The 12,927-nt window shown below is 61.7% G+C and carries 9 protein-coding genes; 4 read left to right on the plus strand and 5 right to left on the minus strand.

The features are described from left to right. From Q0W88_RS08615 to pilG, 4 genes are all read right to left on the minus strand, one after another. On the minus strand, positions 1–2,928 hold a 2,928-nt coding region (locus Q0W88_RS08615; RefSeq protein ID WP_297802241.1), incomplete at its 3' end, for an Hpt domain-containing protein. Between the two features lie 61 nt (positions 2,929–2,989). After that, the gene (locus tag Q0W88_RS08620) at positions 2,990–5,002 is read right to left on the minus strand and encodes a methyl-accepting chemotaxis protein (RefSeq protein WP_297802244.1); all 2,013 of its coding nucleotides are present in this window, start codon (positions 5,000–5,002) and stop codon (positions 2,990–2,992) included. A 33-nt stretch (positions 5,003–5,035) separates the two neighbouring features. Then, a complete protein-coding gene (locus tag Q0W88_RS08625) occupies positions 5,036–5,578 on the minus strand; it encodes a chemotaxis protein CheW (protein ID WP_297802248.1) in 543 nt (180 codons plus the stop codon). Positions 5,579–5,582: 4 nt separating this feature from the next. Continuing rightward, positions 5,583–5,978, minus strand: a complete 396-nt coding sequence (gene pilG / locus Q0W88_RS08630; protein ID WP_297802251.1) for a twitching motility response regulator PilG — start codon at positions 5,976–5,978, stop codon at positions 5,583–5,585. Between the two features lie 144 nt (positions 5,979–6,122). Between pilG and gshB the strand changes: the two genes are divergently transcribed. After that, the gene (gene gshB / locus Q0W88_RS08635) at positions 6,123–7,073 is read left to right on the plus strand and encodes a glutathione synthase (protein WP_297802254.1); all 951 of its coding nucleotides are present in this window, start codon (positions 6,123–6,125) and stop codon (positions 7,071–7,073) included. Further along, the gene (locus Q0W88_RS08640) at positions 7,070–7,927 is read left to right on the plus strand and encodes a TonB family protein (protein WP_297802257.1); all 858 of its coding nucleotides are present in this window, start codon (positions 7,070–7,072) and stop codon (positions 7,925–7,927) included. Before gshB ends, Q0W88_RS08640 begins: the two co-directional genes overlap by 4 nt. Here the strand turns inward: Q0W88_RS08640 and Q0W88_RS08645 are convergent. Further along, positions 7,920–11,426: a hybrid sensor histidine kinase/response regulator gene (locus Q0W88_RS08645; RefSeq protein ID WP_297802260.1), complete on the minus strand. Its 3,507-nt coding sequence runs from the start codon at positions 11,424–11,426 to the stop codon at positions 7,920–7,922. The genes Q0W88_RS08640 and Q0W88_RS08645 overlap by 8 nt on opposite strands. A gap of 137 nt (positions 11,427–11,563) precedes the next feature. Between Q0W88_RS08645 and Q0W88_RS08650 the strand changes: the two genes are divergently transcribed. Both Q0W88_RS08650 and Q0W88_RS08655 read left to right on the plus strand, forming a co-directional pair. Continuing rightward, positions 11,564–12,175 carry a YceI family protein gene (locus tag Q0W88_RS08650; RefSeq protein ID WP_297802262.1) on the plus strand — a complete coding sequence of 204 codons (612 nt, stop codon included), beginning with the start codon at positions 11,564–11,566 and terminating at the stop codon, positions 12,173–12,175. Further along, the coding region (locus Q0W88_RS08655; protein ID WP_297802265.1) for a cytochrome b/b6 domain-containing protein at positions 12,172–12,927 on the plus strand (756 nt) is incomplete at its 3' end. The genes Q0W88_RS08650 and Q0W88_RS08655, both read left to right, overlap by 4 nt.

Below are 12,927 nucleotides of genomic sequence, written 5' to 3' on the forward strand. Positions count from 1 at the left end.
AGCGGCTTGTTCGGCAGCGGCTTGTTCGGCAGCGGCTTGTTCGGCAGCGGCTTGTTCGGCAGCAGCTTGTTCGGCGGCGGCTTGTTCGGCGGCAGCTTCGGCGGCAGCCTGTTCAGCGGCGGCTTCGGCCGCCATATCGGCCAGTGCCATCGGCGTCGGAACCGAACTCGGCATCTCCGGCAATTCATCCCGCTTGGCGGCAACCCAGGATTCCAGTTCTGGATACGGGTTTGGCGCCGTATTCTGGCTCAGATCATCCAATGTCGCCTGCACGGCATCGGCCACCTGTGCCAGACAGGCAATCGATTCGGCGTTGGCGGCGATTTTGTGTGCAATGCCGCGGCGGACCAGTGCTTCCGCCGGAGCAAGGACTCCGGACATAGTCGCCACTTCAGACATGGCGAAAGCACCATTCATGGTGTGTATGGCACGGAATAGACCGTCATCGTAATCGGCGCTGCCCGATGCCGAAGCGCGCTGCAGCCATTCATTGACGGTCTGCAGATGTCCGGACACTTCCGGTTTGAGGATTTCCAGAAGCACCGGATCGATGACCGGTTCGGCACCGGCAACAGAAACCTCGGTTCCCGGTGTGCTTATCGCCTCAGGCACCGCGCTCTCGGCAGCAGTGGCGGGAATGACTTCTGCAGCGCTTTGACTGCGGTAATAGATTTCTTCGCCGGCCGCAAGTCGATCGGACGTGTCATTCAACCCGATCAGGTCGAGACTGACACGCTCGCCGGTCAATGCCTTGTGGAATGTCGGCAAGGTCGCGATGGCGCGTTTGATCATGGTCACGACCGGATCGGACACCGGACGCGATCCGTCAAGCACGCGGTTCAACAGGCTCTCGATTTTCCAGCTGAACTCGCTGAGCGCCTTGGCACCGACAAGACGGCCGCTGCCCTTGAGGGTATGGAACACCCGCCGGATGGGGCGGATGAGTTCGATGTTGTCGGGATCGGTCTGCCAATCCTTGAAGAACACCGCCAGATTGGCGTTTTCCTCGTTGAATTCCTCAAGGAAGATTTCACGGATTTCATCATCGATGCCTTCGGCTTCGAAGTCGAAGCCATCGATCAGATCGCCGGTTTCATCGACCACGATGACCGGACTGGCCGCTGCCGGTTCGGAATCGGGTACGGAGGGTGCCTGGGTCGGGACTGCAGCGGGCACCGCAGCCGCAACCGCGGCCGCCGGGGCGGCCGGCATGTCGCGCTCGGCCGCGCGCGCCGACTTCTCGGGTACCGGCCAGTAATGCAGTGCTTCAAGGCTTTTACGGGTGATTTCAAGAATGCGTTCACGGCTCGGACGCCGGTCGCGCACGGACTCGAGATAATATTCCAAGCTGGCGAGCACCTCCGCCAGGCGTTCCATCTGATCACCGTTCGGAATGCCCTTGCCGTCAATCAGCTCGGCACGGGTATAGGCGTTCACGGCATCGATGTACGCCGAAACCGGCGTGTATTCGAGAATGGCGAGCGCCCCGGAAACCTGCTTGAGCAGGGCCGGAATGACCGAAAGCTGCTGATGGTCCCAGTAGCTTTCGACGAAGGCGACATAGGCCTGGCGGACCTGCATGAAGTTGACGATGGATTCGCGGATCAGCGCATCCAGCAGCTGGTGCGACTGCGAAGAAGCCATGAAATCGCTGGCAAGGCGCGATTGCCGGCCGACGGCATCGCTGCCGTGGTAATCGAGCATGAATTCGACCGAGAGCAGCGATTTGGCGATGGCCATCAATTCGCCGTCGTTCAGCGGACTGCTGCCGTCGACATAGGCCTGGATGGTCTCGCGGTTGCCGCGGATGTGCTCACGCGCTTCCTTGGCGTCGATCAGACCCAGAGTGTTTTCGATGCGTGCCAGCACGGTGACCAGTTCGGCCATATCCGCCGGATTTTTATCATTCTGGCGGATGCTCAGGTCGAGCGTGTCCTTGATGCGCAGGATGTCTTCCTTGATTACCGCAGCCACGCTTTCCAGAAGGGCGTTGTTCCGGCCGAGCAGACTGCTTTTGGCATGCGCGATTTCTTCTTCGTCCGGCACGATGCTCGCAAGCTCGAAAACATCGTAAACCTGCTTGAGCGCGGGAGACGCACCGGCATCACGGGCCACGAAATACAGCAGCTCCTGGGTGAGCCGGACCGGCGAAAGGTGCCGTATCTCGCCGATGCCCCGGTGATTGAGGAAATTGACTTCCTGATCGACTTTGACAAGGCTCTGTTTCAGCGCATCGTCGCGTTCGATGCTGCGGTCGGCCAGCGCCGCAAGAAGCGCGGAAGCCACCCAGAACAATTTTCGGCTGGATTCTTCGCGGCATTGCGCGCTGATCCGTCCGCACACCGAAGCCAGCTTGCGGGGTGCATCGGCATCGGCGGCATTGTTCAGCCAACCCTGCAGATGCGCCTGGAACTGCAGCGACAGCGAACCGAAGTCGGTATCGTCGGCCTGACTGCGGATTTGCAGCAGCACATCGTCCGGGAGCGGCTGCTGGGTCGGTGCCGAATACACGGCCTCCTCACCCAGGATGCCCTCGCCGCGGATCGAACGCAGTTCATTGACCAGCGGAAGCAGTACCACGGGAACGTCGCGATTGCCGTTCTGCAGCCGCTCCAGATAATCCGGAAGCTGCACGATGCACTGCATCAGCAGCGAGAAGGCGTTATCGGCATTCGGCATGGCGCCATCGGCGAGCGCCAGCGACAGCCGCTCCATTTCCTCGGCCAGACGGGCCGCTCCGGTCAACTCGACCATGTTCAGGATGCCGGCAACCTGATGCAGGTGGCCGCTGCACTCGCGCAACGAGGTGATGCCTTGGCCTTCCTCGACGAAACGTTCGAGCGACGTGCGCGCCGAAAGCAGCGTGCTGTCAAGCTCCGGCTTCAACCAGGTCAAAACGGTGACATCGATGGGGCTCAGTAATTTCATTCAAAACCTTCGCAGATTCCAATCGGGACGCGGCTTGCGCCGGTTCGCATCGGGTACGCCGTCAACCGGGCAGCTTGAAGTTCGCTACCGAACGGCGCAGATCGGCGGCGAGTTTCGCCAGGTTTCCGACCGACTCCGCCGTGTTGCCGGCGCCCTGCGATGTCTGCTTGGTGATGTCCTGAATGGCCGCCATCGATTCGGTGATGCTGCCCGCCGAACGCGACTGCTCTTTCGATGCCACTGAAATATCCTGAATCAGTTTCGACAGATCGCCGGAAACGGTTTCGATTTCACCCAGTGCCAGGCCGGCGTCTTCCGCCAGACGCGCACCGGCGACCACTTCGGCCGTGGTCTGCTCCATCGAGTTGACCGCTTCATTGGTATCGGACTGAATGGTCTGCACCAGCGTCTCGATGCGCTTTGTGGCATTCGAGGCGCGCTCGGCGAGACGCTGGACTTCATCGGCCACCACCGCGAAACCGCGGCCGGCTTCACCGGCCGAAGCCGCCTGGATGGCCGCATTCAGCGACAGGATGTTGGTTTGTTCGGCAATGTCATTGATCAGTTCGATGATTGAACCGATTTCCTGCGAACTTTCGCCCAGACGCTTGATGCGCTTGGCGGTTTCCTGGATCTGGCCGCGGATGTTGTCCATGCCGTGAATGGTCTGGCGCACCACATCGGCGCCCTTGGATGCAATGACCACGGAACGGGTCGCCACTTCGGCGGACTCGGCGGAACGGCGCGACACGTCATCGATGTTGTCGGCGATGCGGGTGATCTGGCTGGACGCGGATTCGATCTGACGCGCCTGCTGTTCAGCCGCTTCGGCGAGCTGGGCGGCGGTGGCCTGGGTTTCCTGGGCCGATGCCGACACCTGCACCGAGGTCTCGTTGATGGTACCCACCAGCAGACGCATTTCGTCCACGGTGTTGTTGATGGCGTCCGCGATGGCGCCGGTGAAGTCTTCGGTCACCGTGGCCTTGGTGGTCAGGTCGCCGTTGGAAAGCGGGTCGATTTCATCCAGCAGACGCATAATGGCCTGCTGCTGCTGTTGGTTGGTTTCCTTGGACCGCGACAGTTCGCCTTTCTGGCTGCTCAGGTACAGCAGCGCCAGGAAGAAGATGCTGACCAGGGCCACCAGCGATGACACCAGGGTGATGTAGCTGTTCGGGAAGATGCGGCGCAGATTGATGTTGTCGTAGGCCTTGTACAGGTTTTCGCTGTCCTCCAGAAGCACCGCGGAATCCAATGAAATCGCGCCTTCGGCCTGGTGCACGTCGAACAGGTTGGTGGACGCATCGAGAATCGACTTGATTTCCTTTTCGGATTCGCCGAACAGCTGCTCGGCGGCGACCACGGAATTCATGGCAGCCGGGGAAGCCACCGGGGACACGTTCCAGTCGGCATTGCCGGACTTCAGACCGGTCAGCACCTGCGAGAATGCGGCGGTATCGCGCGACAGCGCATCCGCAGAGGAAACCGCTTTATCACCGCCGGCGACCACTTCGGTCACGCGGCGCGCCATGCGGTCGACCAGCACGATCTGGCGGTTGGCCAAGTTGATCTGCGCGGCGGGCGCGGCGTAATCGGACATGGCCGACACCACCTCGCTGAGTCGCGCCGAAAGCTGCGGCACGCGGGCATTGAACTGGTTGGCGGTGTTGGAAAGGCTGACCACTTCCTTTTCGGACTTCAGGATGACGTCGGCGTTCTTCTCGATGGTGGCCCAGGTCTTGCTGACCTGTGCCAGCGCGCCTTTGGCGCCGAGTGAATTATGGCTCTTGTTGAGCTTGGCCACGATTTCGTCGATGCGGTCCTTGGTGGCCTGGAACTCTGCAAACGACTCGGCGTTGCCGGAGGCCGACTGCTTGGAGTAGTTGGCCAGCTTCTGGGAAAGCACCTGTAGCTCGGAACTGAGCGCTCGCGCCTGGTTTTCCTGGGCACTGTAGTAGTTGGTCGCGATGAAGTTCGCGGCGAACGCAAGCACGGCCAAGGCCAGAATGAGAAGCCAGAAACGCTGGCTGTAGGTGCCGAGCTTGTCGGTGAAGGAACGTAATTTATTCGTGCTCATCTGTTGCATATCCCCTGAAGTTTTTGGTGTTACTCAAGCTGCAGCCTGTCTGAATTCCGGTGTGCGTGTCAGCAGATCCATGTCGAAAACGCCCCAGGTCTTGCCGAGCGCGCTGTAAGCCTTGCTGACGAAGTGGCCGAGGCGGCCTTCGGCGAATGCCTGTGCCTCGTCGACCAACTGCGCATCATTGAAGAAACGCTGGCCGAAAAGTTCATCGACAACCACCGCGACCATGCCGCCGGGCTGCTGCACCACCAGCATGCGCTGGCCGTCGTGCATGAGCGTGCGTTCGCCGAAAATGAACAGTTTGAAATCCACGATGGGCAGCAGATTGCCGCGTGAATTGGCGACCCCGAGCAGCCAGGGTTCCGAACGCGGCACCGGCGTCATCGGCGGCACGCCGGTGATTTCAATGACCTGTTCGAAGGCCGAGACCAGCGGATACGGGCCGAGTCGATAGGCGATGGCGCGCCAGTGCCCGGGCTCTTCCGAGACTTCCGGCGCCGCCGCGACATGCGCGATCGATCGGCGCTGGTAGTCCTGGAGTTTCGCGAAAATCGAAGTCAGTGCCGACATGGGATCAGGCCTTGAGCTGGGGAACGAACTGGCGGATGGCGGACAGCAGCTCATCGCGGGTGAACGGCTTGGTCAGGTACTGTTCGGCGCCGACCACGCGGCCGCGGGCCTTGTCGAACAGACCGTCCTTGGAAGACAGCATGATGACCGGCGTATTCTTGAACTGCTGGTTGTTCTTGATCAGCGCGCAGGTCTGGTAACCGTCCAGGCGCGGCATCATGATGTCGACGAAAATGATATGCGGCTGCTGGTCGGCGATCATCGCCAGTGCCTCGAAGCCGTCGACGGCTGTGGCCACCGAGCATCCTTCCTTCACCAACAGGGTTTCAGCCGTCCGGCGGATGGTTTTGGAATCATCCACCACCATCACTCTCAGGCCATTGAGTTGTGCACTATCCATCAAACTCCCCGAAATCATTCTCTTATGCGCCGGACCGACCGAATCGCGCTACTCTGCCATAATAATAGGCGAATTCCGATTTAGCCAAGCTTTTTCAGCCTTTCAATCTAACACAATCCCGGAAAACCGAGAGCGAGGCCCCGTATGCGCAAAGCCATAGCCGTAGTGATGGATCCGATCGAGGGCATCCACACGGAGAAAGACACCAGCTTCGCGCTGATGCTCGAGGCCCAGCGCCGGGGCTACCGGGTTCTGTATGTCCAACCCGGCAGCTTGGCCATTCGGGAGGGCAAGGCCCAGGCCACCATGGCCGAAGTTCAGCTCAAAGATGATAAATATCAATATTTTACCCAGGGCGAGTGGCAGACATCCGCGCTGAGTACGGTTCAGGCCGTGCTGATGCGCAAGGACCCTCCGGTCACCGACCAGTTCATCCATGACACCCAGATTCTGAGTCTCGCTGAATCCGAGGGTGTTCTGGTGGTGAACCGGCCCCAGGGTCTTCGTGACCTCAATGAAAAGCTGGCGGCCCTGCTGTTCCCCCACTGTTGTCCGCCGACCCTGGTCAGTCGCAGCATGGCGGATCTCAAAGCGTTCATCAGCGAACATGGCGATGTCGTGGCCAAACCGCTCGACGGCATGGGCGGCAAGTCCATCTTCCGCATCCGCCAGGGCGACAGCAACGCGAACGTAATTCTTGAAACCCTCACGGCAGGCGGTGCTTTGACCCTGCTGCAGCGCTATCTGCCCGAGATCCGCGACGGCGACAAACGCATTCTGCTGGTCGACGGCGAACCGGTGCCTTATGCGCTGGCCCGTATTCCGCAGGGCGATGAATTCCGCGGCAATCTGGCCGCCGGCGGCAGGGGCGAAGGGCGGCCGCTGAGCGAACGTGATTTCTGGATTGCCAGGCAGCTCGGGCCCTGGTTGCGGGATCGCGGGATGCTGTTCGTCGGATTGGATGTGATCGGCGACTATCTGACCGAAGTCAACGTCACCAGTCCGACCTGCGTGCGTGAGCTGGACAAACAGTTCGGTCTCAACATCGCCGGCATGCTGTTCGATGCCATCGAAGCGCGTCTGGACAAGGTATGACCCGAAAAGTCGGCCCGAGAGACCGCCTGACCGGCACTTTTCTGCTGTCCCTGATCGGGTACGGCGTGCTCGTGCTGGGCGTCGGCTTCACCCTGAACAAAGCCGCTCCAGTCAGTCCGACCCTGGATGTCATCCTCAGCCCGACCGCCAGTCCGAAGCCGCCCGACCAGGCCGACTTTCTGGCACAGGCCAACAATCAGGGCGGCGGCGACAGCGAACGGCCGCAACGGCCGAAAGACAACCAGCTGTCGCAATTGCCGCAGACCGATCCGGGCGATGCGCCGGTTGCGCTCAAAGCCCAGCAGACCCCGCCGGAACCGGAAGCCATCCAGCGCGTACTGACCAGTCAGGGTGCGAGTACCCAAACTACCCCGCGCGCACAGGAACAGAAGCCGAACAGCACCGAGCCGCTTCCGCCCGGCCAGGAGCTGGTCGAGCAGAGTCTGGCCCTGGCCAAACTGGCCAACGAGTACAGCCAGAAGCAGGCGCTGCAGGCGCGGCGCAGCAAGCACAAGTACATTACCGCCAGCACCCGTGAATATGCCTACGCCCAATACATGAATGACTGGGTCCGCCGCGTCGAACGCATCGGCAATGCCAATTATCCGCAACAGGCGCTGATCAACCGGCTGAGCGGACAGCTGATCCTGACCGTGGCCATCCGGCGCAACGGTCGCATCGAAGGCATTACCGTGGTCAAATCCAGCGGCAACAAAGTCCTCGATAAAGCCGCGGTGGACATCGTCCGTCTGGCCGAACCATTCGCGGCGCTGCCAGAAACGGCAGACAACCCGAACATGCTTTACATCACCCGCACCTGGCAGTTCATTGCCGGGCAGACCAGTCTCAACTAGAGCGTACTGCCAGGATGGTCGCGCGCAGCTGATGCCCGCTCACCGGCTTGCGCAGGAACGCGTTCATACCGGCATCCAGACACTGCTGCTCGGCATCGGCCTGGGTTCGCGCAGTCAGCGCCACGATCGGCGTTTGCAGCCCCTGTTGGCGCCAGATCGCGGTCAATTCCAGCCCATCCATGCCCGGCAGATCGATGTCGCAGAACACCAGATCGAAGCTGTCCTGTGTGGTGCGGGCCAGGGCTTCAAGGGCATTGCGGGCAACGGTCACCGTGTGGCCGTCGGCAAGCAGCAATTGGCTGATCACCTCGACGATCGTGTCATCGTCCTCGACCAGCAGAATGCGGGCACTGCCTTGCGGCACCGCAATTTCGGGCACCGTGCCGGCATCGGCGGGCAAAAGGGCCGTCGGTAGCGGCAGGGTGAGCGTGAACACCGACCCTTTGCCGGGTTCGCTGCTGATCTGGATATCTCCGCCCATCATGCCGGCCAATTCCTTGCTGATGGCCAAACCCAGGCCGCTGCCGCCGTACTGCTGGGCGGTACGCACGCCGTCCGCTTGTACGAAGCGCTGGAAAAGGCGGCCCTGCTGTTCGTCGGTCATTCCCGGTCCGGTATCCATCACCATGCATTGGAACCCCTTCGGCCAAAACGGCTGCACTTTCAGGGTGACGCCGCCCTGCGCCGTGAATTTGACGGCATTGCTGCCGAGATTCAACAGGATCTGGCGGATGCGTCCGCCATCGCCGAGAAACCCGGCCGGCAACTCGGGAGCGATCTGCACGTGACAGTAAAGCCCCTTATGCCGGGCCATCGGCTCCAGCAGATCCTGCACATCGGTCAGCAGCCCGCGTATGGCAAAGACCTGATCATCCAGCTCGAGTTGGCCTGCCTCGATTTTGGACAGATCCAGCGCGTCATTCATCAGACGCAACAGATGCTCTCCGGCTTTTTTGATGGCGGCCACCTGGGTGCGCGGCTTTTCAGGCAACTCCCCGGCCAACAGCAGTTCGGTCATGCCCAAGACACCGGTCATCGGCGTGCGGATTTCATGGCCGAGGTTGGCGAGGAACTGCGATTTCGCCTCAGAGCCCTGCACCAGCAGCTGTTGCTGCTGGGCTGCCAGCTGCCGGAGATACTTCTGCTTCAATTGCCGACGGTAAGCAACGACGACGACGGCAATCAAAGCGAGACCGGCCAGGAAGAACAATGCCAGCGCCCAGGCGCTTAACCACCAGGGCGGCAATACCTCAAGTGTCAGCACCACCGGGTCCGACCACTGGCCATCGACGCCGGCCGCCACCAGTTCCAGCCGGTAATGGCCTGACGGAAGTGTCGAAAACTGGCGCTTGCCGTTGCTGCCCATTTCGACCCAATCCGGATCGTAACCGGACAGGCGGGAACGGAAGCGGTGACTGGCGGCATCATCGAATGTGAGTAACAGGGCATCGACGCTGAAGTCGCGGTCATCCGGTTCCAGCACGATCGTTTTCCGGTAATCCAGCGCGTGCACATCCTCGCCGCGCCGGACGCTGGCCTGTTCAATGACCAGACGCGGCTTGCCGGCGGCTGTCACCATGCGGTCGGGCGAGAACACCACCGGACCCAGAGTGCTCAGGGCCAGACCCTCGCCATCGGCGGTGATGACGGGCGGCCGCTTCATGAACTCCTGGCTCGGCAAGCCGTCCCGGGTTCCGTACACGCGGACCCGGTTCTGCACCGGATCGAAGCGCATCAAGCCGCGCAGGGAGGTCATCCACAGCGCGCCGTTGGCGTCGGAACGGATACCGAGCACATCGACCGCCGGCAGACCTTCATCGCCGGCGATGCTGCGGATCCGCTCCAGTTTTCCGTCTTGCCAACGGTAGGCCTCCAGCACGCCGAGCCTGCCGAGCCAAAGCGTCTGCGGCGGGGTCAGCAAGGCACTGAAAACCCGCTGCTCGGGCGCACCGCTAACGGGAATGAATTTTCCGGCCTCCGAACGCCAGCGCAATAACCCTTCCCCGCCCGCCACCCACAGCGCGCCATCCGGGCCGGTAAACAGCTGGTTCGGGTCGGGGAACTGCAGGCCGTGACCGCTATCGGGGGTGATTTCATGGACGATGCGGCCATCCGCGGCGTCACGCGCCTGCAATCCGCCGCCATACGCATTGATCCATAGCAGGCCATCGGGCGTCTGCAGGATATGCTTGATGGGTCCGATCAACAGCGGATCCGCAGTCGAATCCTGACGCCAGATACGCAGCCGCCGGCTGACCGGATCGAAGCGGAGCAGCTCCGCATCTCCGGCGCGCACTCCGCCGGCCCAGATGATGCCGGCGGCATCCTGGCTGATGGCGGTAATCTGGGTGATGCCTTCGGCCGCAGGCGGCAGATCCAGATGCGTTATGCGGCCGCTGGACGGCGAATACCGGTCGATCGCTCCGGAGTTGCCCACCAGCAAAATGCTGCCGTCGGCGGAACGATGATAGTCCTCGGGTCTGCTGACACGCAGCGGCACCTCATCTTCGGCACCGGCGATGCTTCTGAAATAACGCCAGGACGACGGCTGCCGGAGCAGCCCGCTTTCACCGCCGAACCAGAAGCCGCCGGATTGATCCTTCAACGCGGTCATGAAGCGCTCGTCCTGCCGCATTCGTTCGATGCGTCCGTCCACCAGACGGTTCAATCCGTTGCGGGCGACGAAAATCCGCGAGCCGTCATCATCCTGCAGTACCGCCATGATTCGGTTATTGGTGAGTGCGGAAGCCCAGGCCGGCGTCTGCACGTTGCCGCTGTTGTCAACCAGATTCAAGCCGCCGCGGGTGCCGAGCCACATGCCGAGCTCCCGGTCCGGCATCAGGTTGATGACTACCGGCGACGACAGACGGGCGTTGTCGAAGGCCATGAAGCTTTCCTTGCGCCATTTGACGATGCCGGACGTGGTGGCGATCCAGAGCGTGCCCGTTGCGTCGAAGGCAAGGGACAGCACGTTTTCATCCGGCAAGCCCGGCATGCCGGGCGTCGGCAGGTAGTGCCGGAGCCGTCCGTCGGGCAGCAATCGGAACAATCCGTTTCCGAAGGTTCCGAACCAGACCGAGCCGTCACCGTTCGAAGCGATGGCCCAGACATCGGCGGTACTCGCATCCTTGCCGAGCGGCAACGGACTGAAACCCGAATGGGCGGCGTCCATCAGCAGCAGGCCGTGCCCTTCGATCGCCACCCAGATGCGGTTGCCGGGATCGACATGCACGGCCTGCACGTAGTTTCCGGGCAGCGAGCGGTTGTCGCCGGGCGTATGCCGGTAAATCAGGAATTTGCCGCCGTCATAGCGCGCCAGGCCATCCTGGGTGCCGATCCAGATATAACCCTCGTGGTCCTGCGCCAGCGACATCACCTGGCGGCTGGGCAGGCCATCGCGGACTTCGAGCGGCAGGAATTGGGACTGACCGGCGCATGCGGCGTCCGACAGCATGGCCTGAATCGCCCACAGAAAAAGCAGAAGCAATGAACGGGACATCCCTCGTCTCCCCAGCCGCAATCATCCTTAGCGGCATGATAAAACATTTCCGGACCGGTCTGTCCGTTGCGCCGGTGGAACAGTCATTTGTTGCCGAAACGGCATGCCGGTGCCGGCTTTGGCCTATGATAGGCGGCATGGACCTCCTGCACGCGCCCTTGCACCGGACCGCCCTGCTGCTGGCGCTGTCACTCAGCGCGCCGGCCGTCAGCGCCGCCGATCTGTACACCATCGATCCGGTGCATACGCGGGTCGCCTTCCGGGTCATGCATGCCGGTTTCTCGCCGAGCATCGGCACCGTGTCGCGGCCGACCGGAACCCTGCTTTACGATGCCGCCAATCCTGCCGCCTCGCAGGTCAGCATCGAGATCGGGTTGGCCACCCTGGACATGGGCGATGCCGACTGGAACCGGAAAGTTCTCGGGGATTTTCTCGATAGCCGCAACTTCCCGTCGGCACGCTTCCAATCAACCGCCGTTGAGGCGGTCTCCGAACAGCTGCTGCGGGTCACCGGCAACCTGCAGATCGCCGGCGGCAGTACGCCGGTGACCTTCACCGTCATCTTGAATGCGCACAAACGGCATCCGCTGACCCTGAAAAAGACGCTTGGCATGCAGGCCAGCACCGACTTCAGCCGCAAAGCCCTCGGCATCGATGCCTGGCCGTCCGTGGTCGGCGACCGGGTGCATCTGGATCTTGCCATTGAAGCCACACTCACCGATCGCGACAGCGAGGACAGCACACCATGATTCTCAACAACAAACAGCGCTGGGGCGGCATCAGCATCGGATTGCATTGGCTGACCGCAGTGCTGATCATCGGCCTTTCCGTGGTCGGTCTGCTGATGACCGAACTGCCCAATTCCCCGCTCAAAATGCAGATCTATGCGTTGCACAAGAGCTTCGGCCTGACCGTATTGGCATTGACCCTGCTGCGCCTGGCATGGCGCTTGATTGCGGGCACGCCGGACGATCTCCCCGGGCCGCGTCTGCAAATGCTGGCGGCCAAGGCCGTGCACGGGCTGATGTATTTCCTGCTTCTGGCGATGCCGCTGAGCGGATGGCTGTTCAATTCAGCCGCGGGTTTCCCGCTGCGTTGGTTCAATCTGGTGCAGCTGCCGAAGCTGTTCACCGGTTACAACCCTTCCGTCAAACATCTGGCGCACGAACTGCATGAGACCGGGTTCTATGTGTTGGCGTTACTGCTGCTGGTGCACGCCGGAGCCGCCCTGTACCATCATTATGTCGTCAAAGACGAAAATGCCATGACGCTCTCCATTCGCCTGTTCGGCCTGCTTCTGCTGACCGCCACACTTCCCGTCTCGGCACTTGACTGGCAGATGGCCAAGGGATCGAGTCTGGGCTTCAGTTCCAGCTTCCAGGGCGAAGCCTTCAGCGGAAGCTTCACCCGCTTCACGCCGCAGATCCGGTTCGATCCGAAACAGCTGGCGCAGGCGCGTTTCGATGTGGTCATCGATCTGGCGAGCGCGGATACCCGTAAC

The sequence above is a fragment of the Arenimonas sp. GDDSR-1 genome, assembly GCF_025980345.1.
In the GTDB taxonomy this organism is placed as follows: Bacteria; Pseudomonadota; Gammaproteobacteria; order Xanthomonadales; family Xanthomonadaceae; genus Arenimonas.